Below are 17773 nucleotides of genomic sequence, written 5' to 3' on the forward strand. Positions count from 1 at the left end.
CCATGCGTGTTTTGTCCAAGGCGGCGCTGCCGCTGTTGCTGGCCACCAGCCTGCTGGCCGGTTGCGCCACCCACAGCGATGGCAGCGCGCCCCTCAATCAAAGGACCTGGCCCCTCTGCAGCCTGCTCGGTGGGCTGGTAGGCGGTGGCCTGGGGGCTATCGAGAGTTCCAGTTGGGCGGCCGGTGGCGGTGCCCTGGGAGCCATCGCCGGTGGCCTGATCTGCTACGCCCAGGATGGCGATGAGGATGGCGATGGTGTCTTCGACCGCCGTGACCGTTGCCCGGACACCCCCGCCGGCACCCAGGTCAACCACATGGGCTGCCCGCTGCCCCAATACCCTCCCGCGCAGGCGCAAGCCGAGCCCGCCGCGCCCCCTGAGGTGATTACCCTCGACGATCAGGGCCAGGTGCTGTTCGCCTTCGACTCCGCCGAGCTCACGGCAGCCGCCCGGCAGCGTCTGCAAAGCCTGCTGCCCAGGCTGAACGCGCCGGGCGTGACCAGGGTCAAGGTCATTGGCTTCACCGACAGCGTCGGTTCCGACAGCTACAACCAGCGCCTGTCCGAGCGCCGTGCCAGCAGCGTCGCCGAGTACCTGATCAGCCAGGGGCTGGCACCGGACAAGGTGACCAGCCAGGGCCGTGGCGAGGCTGATCCGATTGCCGACAACGAGAGCGATGAAGGCCGGGCGCGCAACCGACGGGTGGAACTGCACCTGAACTGACCCCTCTGGCGCGCCTGCCGCAGTAAGGTTACTGTTGCCAGCGCGGTCCGCTCGAACGGGCCGCGCTGGCATAACAATAAACAGTGGGGGCGGGGTATGAAGTTCATCCTGGGCCTGGGCAAGGTCCTGACGGTGCTGTTCTGGTGGGTGGTGCTGTTCAACCTGTTCATGCCGCAGCCATTGCCGCTCAATTTGCTGATCAATGCCGCCGGCATCGTCCTGCTGTCACTGCACGTGCTCGAGGTGCTGTTTTTCAACGCCAGCTTGCGCGGGCGCAGCCACCGTTGGTTCGATCGGTTGCAGATCCTGCTGACCGGCATCTTCCACGTCATGTCCATCCCCAAACCTGGTAAGGCCTAGAGCCATGCATAAATTGATGTTGCTGGCCGCTTTGGCCGCGCCCCTGGCTCAGGCAGAAAGCCTTGAAGTCGCCGCTCACTCCATGCTGCGCCTGCCGAACAAGTCGGCCAGCGTGCACCTTGAACAGCTGCGTGTGGCCGACTCGGCGACCCTGTTGCTGCCAGCCACCCTCACTGAGCTGAAGATCGACCGCCTGGAGCTGGGGCGCGATGCGCGTATCGCCATCGCCCCCGCCGAACGTGACCTGAGTATCAGCGCCGCCAGCGCCCACCTGGGCGAAGGCAGTGAAATCAGTGCGCCTGGTGCACCGGGCACTTATGAGCGGGCAGCCCGCCCGGGGCGCAACCTCGACTTGCGCCTGCAGGCGCTTGAGGCCGAGCAGCTCGTCATCGATGCCCGTGGCGGCGCTGGCGCGCCAGGCTATGTCGGCCTCGACGGTGGTAATGGCAAGCCGGGTGGCTGCACCTGGGGGCAGGCCAGCCGAGGGGCCAATGGTGACAACGGTGGCAATGGGCACGATGGTGCCCCTGGCGGGCGGATCCGCCTGGCGCTGCCGGACGGCTTCGCCCAGGAACGGATCATGGTGCGGCTGGAGGGCGGCGCGCCGGGCAAGCCGGGCGCAGCCGGCAAGGCTGGCAAGGGCGGCGCGAGCAAGGGCTGCCTGGTGTACAGCACGGCGGCCGGCGCCAATGGCTTACCAGGGCAAGCCGGGGAGCCAGGTGCCGCCGGCGCTGCCGGGGAGTTGATCCTTCAGCGTTTGTAAGCGCCGGGGCTGAGCCTGCTTGAGGCGTTATCAGGCAGGCTTGTCAGCGACTCCCCACCTAACGGTCAGACACCTCCGACACCCATGGTCTAGTCTGAAAAGGACCGGTACCGGCCAAGTTCCCACTACAAGTGCCCGGACCGGACAACCATTGGAGTCCCCCGGGAGGTGCTCTCATGAGCCTGCTGCTTGAGCCGTATACCCTGCGTCAGCTGACCCTGCCCAACCGTATTGCCGTTTCCCCCATGTGCCAGTACTCCGCCGTCGACGGCCTGGCCAACGACTGGCACCTGGTGCACTTGGGCAGCCGTGCTGTCGGTGGCGCGGGCCTGGTGATCAGCGAGGCCGTTGCGGTCACCGCCGATGGCCGCATCACTGCCGAAGACCTTGGCCTGTGGAACGACGAACAGATCGCCCCGCTGCAGCGCATCACCCGCTTCATCACCGCTCAGGGCGCCGTGCCCGGCATCCAGCTGGCCCACGCCGGACGCAAGGCCAGCACTTATCGCCCCTGGTTGGGCAAGCAGGGCAGCGTCAAGCTCGAAGAGGGTGGGTGGCAGCCGGTCGGCCCATCGAAAATCGCCTTCGACCCGCAGCACACCGCGCCGCGCGAGTTGAGCAAGGACGAGATCCAGGGCGTGGTGGCCGCGTTTGTGGCCGCGACCGAGCGCGCATTGAAGGCGGGTTTCAAGGTCGTGGAAATCCACGCTGCCCATGGCTACCTGCTGCACCAGTTCCTGTCGCCGTTGAGCAACCAGCGTCGCGACGACTATGGCAGTTGCTTCGAAAACCGCATTCGCCTCACCCTGCAGGTCACCGAAGCAGTGCGCAAGGCGTGGCCGAAGGAGCTGCCACTGTTCGTTCGCGTATCGGCCACCGACTGGGTGGAGGATGGCTGGAACCCGGATGAAACCGTCGAACTGGCGCGCCGCCTGCGCGTGCAGGGTGTCGATCTGATCGACGTTTCATCTGGCGGCACCTCGGTCAACGCCGAGATCCCCACCGGCCCGGGCTACCAGACCCGCTTCGCCGAGCGGGTGCGCAAAGAGTCGGAAATCGCCACCGGCACCGTTGGCATGATCACCGAACCCGCCCAGGCCGAGCACATCCTGCGCACTGGCCAGGCCGATGTGATTTTCCTGGCCCGTGAACTGCTGCGCGACCCGTACTGGCCACTGCACGCCGACGATGACCTGGGCGGCAACAAGGCCACGTGGCCGGCGCAGTACCAGCGGGCGACCAGCCGGGCCAACCCGATCCACGAGTCGGACCTGCGCGATTGACTCAGCGGTAGGCGGCCTTGCTGAGGATGTCGCTCACCCATTGGTTGATGCTTTTCTGCGCAAGCTCCGCCTGGGCCGCCACGCTGGCGTGAAGCGTGGGCTCCAGGCGCAGGCTGAGCTTGCCGGAGTAGGTCTTTTGCGGTTCGCGCCCCAGGCGCTGACAGGTTTCGAGGTAGTCGTCGACGGCCTCCTCGAAGGCCTGACGCAGTTCGCTGATCGATTCGCCATGGAAGCCGATCACGTCGTGGATACCGGCGACATGGCCAACCAGCAGTTGGTCTTCGTCGCTGTATTCGATGCGGGCGGCATAGCCGCGGTAATTCATCACATTCATGGTGTCACTCCTGCCTGCTCCAGGAACTGGCGGGCATCCTTCACTTGATAGGCTTTGGCGTGGCGTTCCGGGTGAGGGCGGTGGAAGGTTGCGACCGCCCCGTGGAGTTCGAACCGTACGCGTGACCCCCTACCTTCGACCGTTCTGGCGCCAAGCGATACCAGCAGCGATTCCAGGCGTATCCAGTCCAGGGTTTTGGGCACAGGTTTCTTGAAGACAAGTTCGAGTAAAGCACGTTGGTGATTATTCATGGTATCAGTCTGTGATACCAGTTTAATTTGCTCAACGGCTTGGCGGTAGGGAGTGGCAGCGGCAGATTGCGGGAAATGTCGGTATGGCAGGCAGCAAAAAGCCGACTGGCGTTCACTGCCAGTCGACTTCTGTCATCCGTGCATCAATGCTTGAACATCACATGCCGCACACAGGTGTAGTCCTCCAGCCCGTACATCGACATATCCTTCCCGTACCCCGAATGCTTCTGCCCGCCATGGGGCATCTCGCTGACCAGCATGAAGTGGGTATTCACCCAGGTGCAGCCGTAATGCAGCCGTGCCGCCAGGCGGTGGGCGCGGCCGCTGTCGCGGGTCCATACCGATGAAGCCAGGCCGTACTCGGAGTCGTTGGCCCATTCCAGCGCCTGGGCCTCGTCGCTGAAGCGGGTCACCGACACCACCGGCCCGAACACTTCGTGGCGGACGATCTCGTCATCCTGCAGGGTGTCGGCCAGCACGGTGGGTTCGAAGAAGAACCCGTCTCCCGGCACGGCCTTGCCGCCGGTGACCAGGCGGATATGCGGCTGGGCAATCGCACGCTGTACCAGCCCGGCGACCTTGTCGCGGTGCTGGGCGCTGATCAGCGGGCCAAGCTCGGTGGCCGGATCGCTCTGCAGGCCGTGCTTGAGGCTGGCCACCGCCTCGCCCAGGCGTTCGACGAAGCGCTCGTAGATGCCGTCCTGCACGTACAGGCGGCAGGCCGCGGTGCAGTCCTGCCCGGCGTTGTAGAAGCCGAAGGCGCGGATGCCTTCGATGGCTGCATCGATGTCGGCATCGTCGAACACGATCACCGGGGCCTTGCCGCCCAGCTCCATGTGCATGCGCTTCACGCTGTCGGCGGTGGCGCCGATGATGTGCGCGCCGGTGGGGATGGAGCCGGTCAGCGACACCATGCGCACCTTGGGGTGGGTAACCAGCGGGTTGCCGACGGTCTGGCCGCGGCCGAACAGGATGTTGAGTACGCCGGCCGGCAGCAGGCCCTGAATCAGCTCACCCAGGTGAAGTGCGGTCAGCGGGGTCAGCTCCGAAGGTTTGATCACCACGGTGTTGCCGGCGGCCAACGCTGGGGCGATTTTCCACGCCAGCATCATCAGCGGGTAGTTCCACGGCGCGATGGACGCCACCACCCCCAGCGGGTCACGGCGGATCATCGAGGTGTGCCCGGGCAGGTACTCACCCGCCGCCGAGCCGCCCAGGCAGCGTGCCGCGCCGGCGAAGTAGCGGAACACGTCGGCGATGGCCGGGATCTCATCGTTGAGTGCGGCAGCGTAAGGCTTGCCGCAGTTGTCAGACTCCAGCCTGGCCAGCGCCGCGCCGTGCTGTTCGATGACGTCGGCGATGGCCAGCAGCGCGGTCGAGCGCTCTTTCGGCGTGGTCTGCGACCAGCCGTCGAACGCCTTGTCGGCCGCGCGCACAGCGCTGTCGACCTGGGCCTCGGTGGCTTCGTTGATCTGTGCCAGGGCCGTGCCCTTGGCCGGGTCGAGCACGGTCCAGGCCGGGCCTTCGCCAGCGACAAGCTTGCCGTTGATCAGCATGTTGGTTTGCATCAGGGACTCCTCCAGGGTCATTTGCCGCTGCCCGCGACGCTTTCACCGCCACGGGTCAGGTAATAGGCGCCGAGGATCGGCAGCATGGTCACCAGCATCACCAGCATGGCGACCACGTTGGTCACCGGCACGTCGCGCGGGCGGCTGAGCTGGTTGAGCAGCCAGATCGGCAAGGTGCGCTCGTTGCCGGCGGTGAAGGTGGTGACGATGATTTCGTCGAACGACAGGGCGAAGGCCAGCATGCCGCCGGCCAGCAACGCCGAGCCCAGATTGGGCAGGATGATGTAGCGGAAGGTCTGCCAGCCGTCGGCGCCCAGGTCCATCGACGCTTCGATCAGGCTCTGCGAGGTACGGCGCAGGCGGGCGATGACGTTGTTGTAGACGATCACCACGCAGAACGTGGCGTGGCCGACGACGATGGTGAACAGCCCGGGTTCTATGCCTAAGCGCTTGAACGCCGAGAGCAGGGCGATACCGGTGATGATGCCGGGCAGGGCGATCGGCAGGATCAGCATCAGCGAGATGCTTTCCTTGCCGAAAAAGCTGCGTCGATACAGCGCCGCCGAAGCCAGGGTGCCAAGCACCAGGGCGATCAGCGTGGCCAGGCAGGCCACCTGCAATGACAGCTTGATCGCTTCGAGCACGTCGGGGCGGGCGAGGGCCACGGCGAACCACTTCAGCGTGAAGCCCTTGGGCGGGAAACTGAACGCCGCGTCTTCGGTATTGAAGGCATAGAGCAGGATGATCAGGATCGGGAAGTGCAGGAACACCAGCCCGCCCCAGGCCGCCAGGCGCAGGCCCGTCGAGGCTTTTTCAGAGTGCATCGAAGGCCCCCAGGCGTTTGACGATGGACAGATACACCGCGATCAGCACGATCGGCACCAGGGTAAAGGCCGCCGCCATGGGCATGTTGCCGATCGCCCCTTGCTGGGCATACACCATGCTGCCGATGAAATAGCCGGGCGGGCCGACCAGTTGCGGCACGATGAAGTCGCCCAGGGTCAGCGAGAACGTGAAGATCGAGCCGGCGGCGATGCCCGGCACCGACAGCGGCAGGATCACCTGCATGAACGTTTGCCGGGGTTTGGCGCCGAGGTCGGCCGAGGCTTGCAGCAGGGAAGGCGGCAAGCGCTCCAGTGCCGCCTGGATCGGCAGGATCATGAACGGCAGCCAGATATAGACGAACACCAGAAAGCGCCCCAGGTGCGAGGTCGACAGGGTGCTGCCGCCCACGCCGGGGATGTCCAGCACCAGCTGCAACAGCGGCTGCAGGTGCAGTTGCTGGATGAACCACTGAGCCACGCCGCCCTTGGCCAGCAGCAGGGTCCAGGCGTAGGTCTTGACGATGTAGCTGGCCCACATCGGCATCATCACCGCGATGTAGAAGAACGCCTTGGTGCGGCCGGTGGTGTAGCGCGCCATGTAGTAGGCGATGGGGAAGGCCAGCACGGCGCTGGCCAGCGACACCGCCACGGCCATGCTCAGGGTGCGCAGGATGATGTCGAAGTTGGCCGGGTTGAACAGCGCGGCGAAGTTGGCCAGGGTCAGGTCCGGCGTCACCGCCATGGTGAAGTCGTCGAAGGTGTAGAAACCTTGCCACAACAGGTTCAGCAGCGAGCCCAGGTAGATCGCGCCGAACCACAGCAACGGCGGGATCAGCAGCATCAACAGGTACAGGTTGGGGCGCCGGTACAGCAGGTCGCTCAGGCGCCGCAGCGGCGTGATGCCCGTTGCTTTTTCAGCGGCCAGGCTCATGGCTGGGTTTCCCGCAGCGCCGTCATCGCCTCGCGCGGCCAGCTGGCCTGCACGCGCTGGCCGGCCTGCCACTGGTGCGCCTGTGCCTGCCAGCGGTCGTTGGCCTGGCTTACGGCGAGCAACTGGCCGCAGTCCAGCTTCACCTCGAAACGGGTGGCGCTGCCCTGGTACTGGATGTCGTGCAGCACCCCACCGACCTGTACATCGCCGCTGGCGGGCTGGCCGTCGAGGCGGATGTGCTCGGGGCGGATGGAGAAGGGCGATGCGCTGCCATTGAGCTGTTGCGCCAGTTCCCCGCGCAGCACGTTGGAGGTGCCGACGAACTCGGCAACGAAGGTGGTCGCCGGCTGCATGTACAGGTTGCGGGGCGTGTCGACCTGTTCGATGCGCCCGCGGTTGAACACGGCCACTCGGTCGGACATCGACAATGCCTCGGTCTGGTCGTGGGTGACGAAGATGAAGGTGATGCCCAGTTGGCGCTGCAGCTTTTTCAGCTCGCCCTGCATTTGCTCGCGCAGTTTGAGGTCGAGGGCGCCGAGTGGTTCATCGAGCAGCAGCACCCGTGGCCGGTTGACCAGGGCGCGGGCCAGGGCGACGCGCTGGCGCTGGCCGCCGGACAGCTGCGCCGGCTTGCGTGCGCCGTAGCCGTCCAGGGCGACCATGGCCAGCGCCTCGTCGGCACGAGCATGGCGTTCGGCCTTGGCCACGCCTTTGACTTTCAGGCCATAGGCGACGTTGTCGCGCACGTTCATGTGGGGGAACAGGGCGTAGTCCTGGAACACGGTGTTGACGTCACGCTGGTACGGCGGCAGCCCGGCGGCTTCGCTGCCATGGATGCGGATCGAGCCGCTGCTGGGTTGCTCGAAGCCGGCGATCAGGCGCAGGCAGGTGGTCTTGCCCGAGCCCGAGGGGCCGAGCATGGAGAAGAACTCGCCGTCCTCGATGTCGATGCTGACCTGGTCGACGGCCTTGACCTCGCCGAAGGTGCGGGAAACCTGGGTGAACTGTACGGCTAGGGGCATAAGCGGTACTCAGCTGGCTTTGTATTGCCTGTGCCGGCCTCATCGCTGGCAAGCCAGCTCCCACAGGTCATTCACAAGGCCGGGGCCAGTGAGATCCTTGTGGGAGCCGGCTTGCCGGCGATGAGGCCAGTGCAGGTGAAAACTCCTTTGCTAACGGTTTCAGCGCCCGCCCATGATCGCGATGTAGTCCTGGGTCCAGCGGCTATAGGGCACGAACTTGCCGCCCTCGGCCTGCGGGGTTTTCCAGAAGGCGATCTTGTCGAAGTTGTCGAAGCCATTGGTCTTGCAGCCCTCGGCCCCCAGCAATTCGCTGCCGGTACAGGCCGCCGGTACCGCCGGCAACGAGCCGAACCAGGCCGCCACGTCGCCCTGCACCTTGGGCTGCAGCGACCAGTCCATCCATTTGTAGGCGCAATTGGGGTGCTTGGCCTCGCTGTGCAGCATGGTGGTGTCGGCCCAGCCGGTGGCGCCTTCCTTCGGCACCACCGAGGCCACCGGCTGCTTGTCGGCCTGCAGCCCGTTGACCATGTAGCCCCACGAACTGGTGGCAGCCACGCCCTCGTTCTTCACGTCGCTCATCTGCACGGTCGCGTCGTGCCAGTAGCGATGGATCAGCGGCTGCTGCTGGCGCAGCAGGTCGAGTACCGCCTTGTACTGCGCCTCGGTGAGTTCGTAGGGGTTCTGGATACCCAGTTCAGGCTTGGCGGACTTGAGATAGAGCGCCGCGTCGGCGATGTAGATCGGCCCGTCGTAAGCCTGCACGCGGCCCTTGTTGGGTTTGCCGTCGGGCAGGTTCTGCGGTTCGAACACCACGCTCCAGCTGGTGGGTGGCTGCTTGAACACGTTGGTGTTGTACAGCAGCACGTTAGGGCCCCACTGGTAGGGCGTGCCATACACCTGGTCCTTGACCACGTACCAGGCGCCGTTGTGCAGGCGCGGGTCGAGGTTCTTCCAGTTGGGGATCAGCGCGGTGTTGATCGGCTGCACCCGCTTGCCGGCGATCAGCCGCAGCGAGGCATCGCCCGAGGCAGTCACCAGGTCATAGCCGCCCTTGGTCATCAGGCTGACCATCTCATCGGAGGTGGCGGCGGTCTTCACGCTGACCTTGCAGCCGGTTTCCTTCTCGAAGCCGGTGACCCAGTCGTAGGCCTTGTCGCTTTCACCGCGCTCGATGTAGCCGGGCCAGGCGATGATGTCCAGTTGCCCCTCGCCGGCACCGAGCTTCTGGGGCAGCCCGGCGGCCTGGGCGCCAGCGCTGGCGAGCAGGGCACCGAGCAAAACGGTCTTGTGCACTGACATGATGTTCCCTCTTGTTGGCAATTGTGGTCGGGGCAGACGTCAAGCAAAGCGGCGGTCAGTTGGCTGACTGCTTATGATTTTTAGCGACTGAGTCGAGTCTAGATCGCTTTTATCAATCGCTGATGCAACATCCGGAAGCATTTGCACAGGTGGAGAAACCCCTGCGCCGTCCTACTCTGGTGGCCACTTTTTCGTACACGTGGAGGCACGCCAGATGAATACCCGAGGTCTGCTCGACCAACTGCTCAAGTCCGGCCAGGATCTGCTCAACAGCCAGGCCAGCAAAGGCTCCGGGCACAAACCTGCAGGCAGCGGCGGGCTGGGCAGCCTGCTTTCCGGTGCCGGCGGCGGTGCCCTGGCAGCCGGCGCCATGGGTTTGCTGCTGGGTAACAAGAAGGCCCGCAAATACGGCGGCAAGGCGCTCACCTACGGTGGCCTGGCCGCGCTCGGGGTGCTGGCCTACAAGGCCTATGGCAACTGGCAGGCGCGCCAGGGCGCAGGCGACCAGCCGCCACAGACGCTGGACCGCCTGCCCCCGGCCCAGGCCGAGCAGCACAGCCAGGCGGTGCTGCGGGCACTGGTGGCGGCGGCCAAATCCGACGGCCATATCGACGAGCGCGAGCGGGCCTTGATCGAAGGCGAGTTCACCCGCCTGGACAGCGACCGTGAGCTGCAGCACTGGCTGCACGCTGAGCTGAACAAGCCGCTGGACCCTGCCGAGGTGGCCCGCGCCGCGCAAACCCCGGAAATGGCCGCCGAGATGTACCTGGCCAGTGTGATGATGGTCGACCAGGAGAACTTCATGGAGCGCGCCTACCTCGACGAACTGGCACGCCAGCTGCGCCTGGACCCGGCCTTGCGCCAGGAGTTGGAGAGCCAGGTCAGGCTTGCCGCAGGCCAGTGAACAGGCAAATGGCCACATCAATAGGCAAGGAGGCCTGAATACAGCAGCATTCAGCCGCAAATGCGTAAGACGCCTGGGCTATACTTCGGCGATTTTTCCCGCTCGTATCGAATTCCTGAGGGCTGAATGTTGAAGAACTGGACCTTGCGCCAACGGATCCTGGCAAGTTTCGCCGTGATCATCGCCATCATGCTGCTGATGATCGTGGCCGCCTACTCGCGGCTGGTGGCGATCGAATCCAGTGAGGAAGCGGTGGGGTCCGACAGCATTCCTGGCGTCTATTACAGCTCGATGATTCGCAGTGCCTGGGTCGACAGCTACGTCACCAGCCAGCAGTTGGTGGGGTTGTCGAACCACCGCGAAATCACCTCGGCCGACATGGAGCTGTTCAAGAGCTTCGATGACCGCCTCAAGCAGCACATGGCCAGCTACCAGGCCACTATTCGCGACCCCGCCGACCAGGCCGCCTTCGACGACTTCACCCGCCTCGAGGAGGGCTACGTGAAGATCGTCGACCAGGTGCTGGAGACCTACCGGCAAAAGAACTACGTCGAAGCCCAGCGCCTGATCGCCGAAGTACTCACCCCGGCCTGGGTGGATGGGCGCAAGCACCTGAACGGGGTGATCGAGCGCAATCGCGAGTCGGCCGATGCCGCCACCAACGACATTGTCAGCGCCGTCAACACCGCCAAGGGCAGCATGATCGTCTCGCTGCTGCTGGCGATCGTCGCCGCCGGTATCTGCGGCCTGCTGCTGATGCGCGCGATCAGCGCGCCCATGCAACGCATCGTGCATGCCCTCGATCGCCTGCGTTCGGGCGACCTGAGCATGCGCCTGAGCCTGGACCGCAAGGACGAATTCGGCGCCATCGAAGGCGGCTTCAACGAGATGGCCGAGTCGCTGGCCGGCCTGGTGTCGCAGGCCCAGCGCTCGTCGGTGCAGGTGACCACCTCGGTCACCGAAATTGCCGCGACCTCCAAGCAGCAGCAGGCGACCGCCACCGAAACCGCCGCCACCACCACCGAGATCGGCGCCACTTCGCGCGAGATCGCCGCCACATCCCGTGACCTGGTGCGCACCATGACCGAAGTCACCTCGTCGGCCGACCAGGCCTCGAGCCTGGCCGGTGCCGGCCAGCAGGGCCTGGCGCGCATGGAGGAGACCATGCACCAGGTGATGGGCGCCGCCGACCTGGTCAACGCCAAGCTGGCGATCCTCAACGAGAAGGCCAGCAACATCACCCAGATGGTGGTGACCATCGTCAAGGTCGCCGACCAGACCAACCTGCTGTCGCTCAATGCCGCCATCGAAGCGGAAAAGGCCGGCGAGTACGGCCGTGGCTTCGCCGTGGTGGCCACCGAAGTGCGCCGCCTGGCCGACCAGACCGCCGTGGCCACCTACGACATCGAACAGATGGTGCGCGAGATCCAGTCGGCGGTGTCGGCCGGGGTGATGGGCATGGACAAGTTCTCCGAAGAGGTGCGCCGCGGCATGTTCGAGGTGCAGCAGGTGGGCGAACAGCTCAGCCAGATCATCAACCAGGTGCAGGCCCTGGCGCCGCGTGTGCTGATGGTCAACGAAGGCATGCAGGCCCAGGCCACCGGCGCCGAACAGATCAACCAGGCCCTGGCCCAGCTCAGCGATGCCAGCACCCAGACCGTGGAATCGCTGCGCCAGGCCAGCTTCGCTATCGACGAGCTGAGCCAGGTGGCCGCCGGGCTGCGTGGCGGTGTATCGCGTTTCAAAGTCTGACGCCGATGACCGACCTGTCCCCCCGTGAGGACCGCGCGACCACTGCCAAGGGCGCGCTGTACCTGCAGTTCCGGATCGCCGCGCAGCGCTTCGCCCTGGACGTGCGCGAAGTGATCGAAGTACTGCCGCGTCGCCCGCTTAAGCCCATCGCCCAGGCACCGGCCTGGGTGGTCGGCGTGCTGGCCCACCGTGGCGCGCTGGTGCCGGTGATCGATGTGTCGGCACTGAGCTTCGGCGCTCCGGCGGTTTCGCGCGGCAGCACCCGCCTGGTGCTGGTGCACTACCGTGGCGACCCGCAGCGCCCCGAGCTGCAACTGGGGCTGATCCTGGAACAGGCCACCGAGACCCTGCGTTGCCGGCCCGACGAGTTCCAGCCCTATGGCCTGGACAACGCCGAGGCCCCTTACCTGGGGCCGGTACGTCAGGACGCGCAAGGCCTGGTGCAGCGTATCCGCGTCGACGATCTGCTGCCGGCTGCGGTCCGCCAACTGTTGTACCCCAGCGAAGTCGGGCAGGTGCCGACATGACCGGGCAACGGTTCTTCCGCTTCCTGCAGGAGCGTATCGGCCTGGACGTGGAGTCGGTCGGGGCGCCGATGATCGAGCGGGCCTTGCGCCAGCGCTGCGTTGCCCTGCAGGCCACTGACCTGGACGATTACTGGCTGCGCCTGCAACAGTCCACGGCCGAGCAGCAGGCCCTGATCGAGGCGGTCATCGTCCCCGAAACCTGGTTCTTCCGTTACCCCGAATCCTTTACCGCGCTGGTGGACCTGGCCCACAAGCGCGTGGCCGAACTGGCCGGTGCCCGGCCGCTGCGCATCCTCAGCCTGCCGTGCTCGACCGGTGAAGAGCCCTATTCCATCGCCATGGCACTGCTCGATGGCGGGGTCGCGGCGCAAGCCTTCAGTGTCGATGGTATCGACATCAGCCCCAATTCGGTGGCCAAGGCCGAGCAGGCGTTGTATGGGCGCAACTCGTTCCGCGGCAGCGAACTGGCCTTCCGCGAACGGCACTTCAGCGAAGCCGCCGAGGCCCACCAACTCGACGAGCGGGTGCGCCGGCAGGTCAGCCTGAAAGTCGGCAACGTGCTGGACCCGGCGCTCAAGGCCCGTGACGGCCAGTACGACTTTGTGTTCTGCCGCAACCTGTTGATCTATTTCGATGTGCCTACCCAGCAACGGGTATTCGAGGTGCTCAAGCAGCTTACCCACGCCCAGGGTGTGCTGTTCATCGGTCCGGCCGAGGGCAGCCTGTTGGCGCGCCTGGGCATGCGGCCTCTGGGGATCGCCCAGTCGTTCGCCTATGTGCGCCAGGCTGACCCTGTGCCGGCCCCGCCGAACAAACCCTTGCCGGCCATGCGCCCGTTGGCGCCGCCATTGCCCAAGGTGGTCACGCTGCCCCAGCGCCCGGCAAGGCCGTTGATGGCCCCCCCAGTGGCTGCCGAACCTCGGGAAAACGAAGCGCAACTGCTGGCGGCCATCGCCCGGCACGCCAACGCCGGCGACAGCCAGCAGGCCCGAACTGACTGCGAGCGTTACCTGCGCCTGTTCGAACCCAAGGCGCAGGTCTACTACTGGCTGGGGCTGCTCAGCGATACCGAGGGCGATGTCACGCAGGCCATCACCCATTACCGCAAAGCGTTGTACCTGCAGCCTCAGCACCCGGAGGCGCTGATGCACCTGGCTGCCCTGCTGGCCTCGCAAGGCGACGAGGCGGGCGCCCGACGCCTGCAGGAGCGCGCGGCCCGTGCCGGCCGGGAGGCTGAACGATGAGCGCTGGATACGACATGCAACTGATCGCCCATGACGATGGCCAGGCCATCGACGATTGCTGGAACCGCATCGGCGTGCACGGCGACAAGCAGTGCCCTCTGCTGGAACGGCATATCCACTGCCGCAATTGCGAGGTGCATGCGGCGGCGGCAACGCGCTTGCTGGATCGCTACGCGCAGGTGCTCGAAGAACAGGACGAAACACTGCCGCAGGCCGAGTGCGCAGTCGGTCGCTCCATGCTGCTGTTCCGGCTGGGTGAGGAATGGCTGGCACTGGCCACGGCCTGCCTCGCCGAAATCGCCCCGCTGCAGCCGGTGCATTCGTTGCCGCATCAGCGCTCGCGGGTACTGCAAGGGGTGGCCAATGTGCGCGGTGCGCTGGTGCCGTGCCTGTCGCTGGCGGACCTGCTGAACGTGCCGGCCGAGGCCAGCGTCGAGCGCAGTGGGCGGGTCATGCCGCGCATGCTGATCCTGGCTGCCGAAGGGGGCCCGGTGGTGGTGCCGGTGGCGGAGATCGATGGCATCCACCGGCTGGACCCTGAGCACCTGCAGGAGGGCCGCGATACCGCCCACTTCACCGCTGCGGTGCTGCAGTGGCGGGGCCGCAGCGTGCGGGTCCTGGATGAACAACACCTTCTGCAAGCCGTGAAGCGGAGCCTGTCATGACCCCGGAGCAAATGCGCGACGCGTCCTTGCTGGAGCTGTTCAGCCTGGAGGCCGAAGCCCAGACCCAGGTGCTCAGTGCCGGCCTGCTGGCACTGGAGCGCAACCCCGCCCAACCTGACCAGCTCGAGGCCTGCATGCGTGCGGCCCATTCGCTCAAGGGTGCGGCGCGGATCGTCGGCATCGACGCCGGCGTCAGCGTCGCCCATGTGATGGAAGACTGCCTGGTGGCCGCGCAGGAGGGCCGCCTGCTGCTGCGCCCGGAGCATATCGATGCGCTGCTGCAAGGTACCGACCTGCTGATGCGCATCGCCACGCCAGGCGACCCGGCAGGCGAAGGCCTGGTGCCGGTGTTCCTCACCCAGATGGCCGGGCTGCTGGATTCGCCGCCGTCGACCATGCAGGTGGCGCCGCCGTTGCCGGCTGCAACGCCGCCAGCCATGGTCGCGCCGCCGCCGGCCATGGAGCCTGAGCCGGAGCCTGCCGCTGAACCCGAAGCCGAGCCGGTCGTCCGGCCGAGGGCCGGCAAGCGCGCTGGCGAGGGTAGCGAGCGCGTGCTGCGGGTCACTGCCGACCGGCTTAACAGCCTGCTCGACCTGTCGAGCAAGTCGTTGGTCGAAACCCAGCGCCTGAAGCCTTATCTGGCGACCTTGCAGCGCCTCAAGCGCATGCACGGCCAGGGCATGCGCGCCCTGGACGGGCTGAAAGCGCAGCTCGAAGACAGCGGCCAGGGCCCGGAAGTACTCGATGCCCTGGCCCAGACCCAGCAACTGCTGGCCGAAACCCAGCAGATCCTGCTGCAGCAGGCTGCCGACCTCGACGAATTCGGCTGGCAGGCCAGCCAGCGCGCTCAGTTGCTGTACGACACCGCGCTGGCCTGCCGCATGCGCCCGTTTGCCGATGTGCTGACCGGTCAGAGCCGCATGGTGCGCGACCTGGGGCGCTCCTTGGGGAAACCGGTGCGGCTGCTGGTCGAAGGCGAGAAGACCCAGGTCGATCGCGACGTGCTGGAAAAGCTCGAGGCGCCGCTGACCCACCTGCTGCGCAACGCCGTCGACCATGGCATCGAGCTGCCCGAAAGACGCCTGCTGGCCGGCAAGCCCGGTGAAGGCACGGTGCGCCTGCGCGCCTCGCACCAGGCTGGGCTGCTGATTCTGGAACTGGCCGATGATGGCGCCGGCATCGACCTTGAGCGCCTGCGCCGCAGCATTGTCGAACGCGCGCTGTCGCCGGCCGAAACCGTGGCGCAGATGAGCGAGGCCGAGCTGCTCACCTTCCTCTTCCTGCCCGGCTTCAGCCTGCGCGATACGGTCACCGAAGTGTCCGGGCGCGGGGTTGGCCTGGATGCGGTGCAGCACATGGTCCGCGAGCTGCGCGGCTCGATCGAGCTGACCCAGGTGGCCGGGCAGGGTTGCTGCTTCCACCTGGAGGTGCCGCTGACCCTGTCGGTGGTGCGCAGCCTGGTGGTGGAGGTGGGCGGCGAGGCCTATGCCTTCCCGCTGGCGCATATCGAGCGCACCCTCGATGTGCCGGCAGAAAGCATCGTGCAGATCGAAGGGCGCCAGCATTTCTGGCACGAGGACCGGCATATCGGCCTGGTCGCCGCCAGCCAGCTGCTCAACCGGCCGGCGACACAGGACGCGGGCCAGAGCCTGCGGGTGGTGGTGATTCGCGAGCGCGACCAGCTTTACGGCGTGGCCGTCGAGCGCCTGATCGGCGAGCGGGTGCTGGTGGTGATGCCGCTCGACCCGCGCCTGGGCAAGGTCCAGGACATTTCCGCAGGCGCCTTGCTCGACGATGGTTCGGTGGTGCTGATCATCGATGTCGAGGACCTGCTGCGCTCGGTGGACAAGCTGCTCAGCACCGGCCGCCTGGAGCGCATCGAACGTGGCGGCCAGCACGGCCGTGGCGTTGCGCGCCGGCGTGTGCTGGTGGTCGATGACTCGCTCACCGTGCGCGAACTGCAACGCAAGCTGCTGGGCAACCGTGGCTATGAAGTGGCCGTGGCGGTGGATGGCATGGATGGCTGGAACGCCCTGCGCAGCGATGACTTCGACCTGCTGATCACCGACATCGACATGCCGCGCATGGACGGTATCGAACTGGTCACCCTAGTGCGTCGCGATCAGCGCCTGCAATCGCTGCCGGTCATGGTGGTGTCGTACAAGGACCGAGAAGAAGACCGTCGTCGTGGACTTGATGCCGGCGCCGACTATTATCTGGCCAAGGCCAGCTTCCATGACGATGCGTTGCTGGACGCCGTGGAGGAGCTGATCGGAGGTGCCCAGGGATGAAGATCGCCATCGTCAATGACATGCCCATGGCTGTGGAGGCCCTGCGCCGAGCGCTGGCCTTCGAGCCGGCGCATGAGGTGGTGTGGGTCGCCGGTAACGGCGCCGAGGCGGTGCAGCGCTGTAGCGAACAGCTCCCGGACCTGATCCTGATGGACCTGATCATGCCGGTGATGGACGGCGTCGAGGCGACCCGGCGGATCATGGCCGAGACCCCCTGCGCCATCGTCATCGTCACGGTCGACCGCAAGCAGAACGTGCACCGGGTATTCGAGGCCATGGGCCACGGGGCCCTGGACGTGGTCGACACGCCGGCACTGGGCGCGGGCGATGCCCGTGAGGCGGCGGCGCCGCTGTTGCGCAAGATCCTCAATATCGGCTGGCTCATCGGCCAGCAGCGGCCCAGTGCCCCGCAGCCGGTGCGCACACCCTTGCGTGAGGCGTCCCAGCGCCGCGGGCTGGTGGCCATTGGTTCGTCGGCTGGCGGGCCGGCGGCACTGGAGGTATTGCTCAAGGGGCTGCCGAAGGCTTTCCCGGCCGCCATCGTGCTGGTCCAGCACGTCGACCAGGTATTCGCCGGCGGCATGGCCGAATGGCTCAGCACGGCGAGCGGGCAGTCGGTGCGCCTGGCCCGCGAAGGCGAGCCACCGCAGCCGGGGCAGGTCCTGCTGGCCGGTACCAACCACCATATCCGCCTGCTGCACAACGGTCAGTTGGCCTACACTGCCGAGCCGGTCAATGAAATCTACCGGCCTTCGATCGACGTGTTCTTCGAAAGCGTGGCGCGCTACTGGTCGGGCGACGCGGTGGGCGTACTGCTCACCGGCATGGGCCGTGATGGCGCCCAGGGCCTGAAGTTGATGCGTCAGCAGGGTTTTCTGACCATTGCCCAGGACCAGCAGAGCAGTGCGGTTTACGGCATGCCCAAGGCTGCTGCGGCCATCGACGCCGCAGTGGAAATCCGCCCGCTGGAACGCATCGCCGGGCGACTGACGGAACTCTTTTCGAAATGACGACAAGTATTGAGGCACGCCGC

18 protein-coding genes are annotated in these 17773 nt (G+C 66.2%); 11 read left to right on the forward strand and 7 right to left on the reverse strand.

What is annotated here, in order from left to right; translation table 11 throughout:
* Window positions 1-2: 2 nt before the first annotated feature.
* The 4 genes from EJA05_RS06035 to EJA05_RS06050 all read left to right on the forward strand — a co-directional run bounded on the left by EJA05_RS06035 (window position 3) and on the right by EJA05_RS06050 (window position 3128).
* Complete coding sequence (locus EJA05_RS06035; RefSeq protein ID WP_125462871.1) at window positions 3-722, forward strand: OmpA family protein; 720 nt, start codon at window positions 3-5, stop codon at window positions 720-722.
* 96 nt (window positions 723-818) lie between these two features.
* Window positions 819-1082, forward strand: coding sequence for a DUF1145 domain-containing protein (locus EJA05_RS06040; RefSeq protein WP_125462872.1), 264 nt, complete (start codon window positions 819-821; stop codon window positions 1080-1082).
* A gap of 4 nt (window positions 1083-1086) precedes the next feature.
* The gene (locus EJA05_RS06045) at window positions 1087-1845 is read left to right on the forward strand and encodes a collagen-like protein (RefSeq protein ID WP_125857642.1); all 759 of its coding nucleotides are present in this window, start codon (window positions 1087-1089) and stop codon (window positions 1843-1845) included.
* A 176-nt stretch (window positions 1846-2021) separates the two neighbouring features.
* Window positions 2022-3128, forward strand: coding sequence for an NADH:flavin oxidoreductase/NADH oxidase (locus EJA05_RS06050; RefSeq protein WP_125857643.1), 1107 nt, complete (start codon window positions 2022-2024; stop codon window positions 3126-3128).
* 1 nt (window position 3129) lies between these two features.
* Here EJA05_RS06050 and EJA05_RS06055 read toward each other — a convergent pair whose 3' ends face one another.
* From EJA05_RS06055 to ydcS, 7 genes are all read right to left on the reverse strand, one after another.
* A complete protein-coding gene (locus EJA05_RS06055) occupies window positions 3130-3462 on the reverse strand; it encodes a type II toxin-antitoxin system HicB family antitoxin (protein ID WP_125462875.1) in 333 nt (110 codons plus the stop codon).
* Window positions 3459-3713, reverse strand: a complete 255-nt coding sequence (locus EJA05_RS06060) for a type II toxin-antitoxin system HicA family toxin (RefSeq protein WP_125857644.1) — start codon at window positions 3711-3713, stop codon at window positions 3459-3461. Before EJA05_RS06060 ends, EJA05_RS06055 begins: the two co-directional genes overlap by 4 nt.
* Window positions 3714-3856: 143 nt before the next feature.
* On the reverse strand, window positions 3857-5281 hold the full coding sequence (locus EJA05_RS06065; RefSeq protein ID WP_125857645.1) for a gamma-aminobutyraldehyde dehydrogenase: 1425 nt from the start codon (window positions 5279-5281) through the stop codon (window positions 3857-3859).
* 17 nt (window positions 5282-5298) lie between these two features.
* The gene (locus tag EJA05_RS06070; protein ID WP_125462878.1) at window positions 5299-6105 is read right to left on the reverse strand and encodes an ABC transporter permease; all 807 of its coding nucleotides are present in this window, start codon (window positions 6103-6105) and stop codon (window positions 5299-5301) included.
* A complete protein-coding gene (locus EJA05_RS06075; RefSeq protein WP_125466156.1) occupies window positions 6095-7006 on the reverse strand; it encodes an ABC transporter permease in 912 nt (303 codons plus the stop codon). The genes EJA05_RS06070 and EJA05_RS06075 overlap by 11 nt, the downstream gene beginning before the upstream one ends.
* 26 nt (window positions 7007-7032) lie before the next feature.
* The gene (locus tag EJA05_RS06080; protein WP_125462879.1) at window positions 7033-8058 is read right to left on the reverse strand and encodes an ABC transporter ATP-binding protein; all 1026 of its coding nucleotides are present in this window, start codon (window positions 8056-8058) and stop codon (window positions 7033-7035) included.
* Between the two features lie 159 nt (window positions 8059-8217).
* A complete protein-coding gene (gene ydcS, locus EJA05_RS06085) occupies window positions 8218-9357 on the reverse strand; it encodes a putative ABC transporter substrate-binding protein YdcS (protein WP_110995521.1) in 1140 nt (379 codons plus the stop codon).
* Window positions 9358-9571: 214 nt separating this feature from the next.
* On the opposite strand from ydcS, the gene EJA05_RS06090 reads away from it, so the two are divergent.
* From EJA05_RS06090 to cheB, 7 genes are all read left to right on the forward strand, one after another.
* On the forward strand, window positions 9572-10261 hold the full coding sequence (locus EJA05_RS06090; protein WP_125857646.1) for a tellurite resistance TerB family protein: 690 nt from the start codon (window positions 9572-9574) through the stop codon (window positions 10259-10261).
* 129 nt (window positions 10262-10390) lie between these two features.
* A complete protein-coding gene (locus tag EJA05_RS06095; RefSeq protein WP_125861255.1) occupies window positions 10391-12013 on the forward strand; it encodes a methyl-accepting chemotaxis protein in 1623 nt (540 codons plus the stop codon).
* A gap of 5 nt (window positions 12014-12018) precedes the next feature.
* Entirely contained in the window at window positions 12019-12540 is a 522-nt protein-coding gene (locus EJA05_RS06100) for a chemotaxis protein CheW (protein ID WP_125857647.1), read from the forward strand.
* A complete protein-coding gene (locus EJA05_RS06105) occupies window positions 12537-13784 on the forward strand; it encodes a CheR family methyltransferase (RefSeq protein ID WP_125857648.1) in 1248 nt (415 codons plus the stop codon). Before EJA05_RS06100 ends, EJA05_RS06105 begins: the two co-directional genes overlap by 4 nt.
* Window positions 13781-14449: a chemotaxis protein CheW gene (locus tag EJA05_RS06110; RefSeq protein WP_125857649.1), complete on the forward strand. Its 669-nt coding sequence runs from the start codon at window positions 13781-13783 to the stop codon at window positions 14447-14449. Before EJA05_RS06105 ends, EJA05_RS06110 begins: the two co-directional genes overlap by 4 nt.
* The gene (locus EJA05_RS06115) at window positions 14446-16740 is read left to right on the forward strand and encodes a hybrid sensor histidine kinase/response regulator (protein WP_125857650.1); all 2295 of its coding nucleotides are present in this window, start codon (window positions 14446-14448) and stop codon (window positions 16738-16740) included. The genes EJA05_RS06110 and EJA05_RS06115 overlap by 4 nt, the downstream gene beginning before the upstream one ends.
* Window positions 16737-17750: a chemotaxis response regulator protein-glutamate methylesterase gene (gene cheB / locus EJA05_RS06120; RefSeq protein ID WP_125857651.1), complete on the forward strand. Its 1014-nt coding sequence runs from the start codon at window positions 16737-16739 to the stop codon at window positions 17748-17750. Before EJA05_RS06115 ends, cheB begins: the two co-directional genes overlap by 4 nt.
* Window positions 17751-17773 lie beyond the last annotated feature (23 nt).

The organism is Pseudomonas oryziphila, from assembly GCF_003940825.1.
Classification (GTDB): domain Bacteria; phylum Pseudomonadota; class Gammaproteobacteria; order Pseudomonadales; family Pseudomonadaceae; genus Aquipseudomonas; species Aquipseudomonas sichuanensis.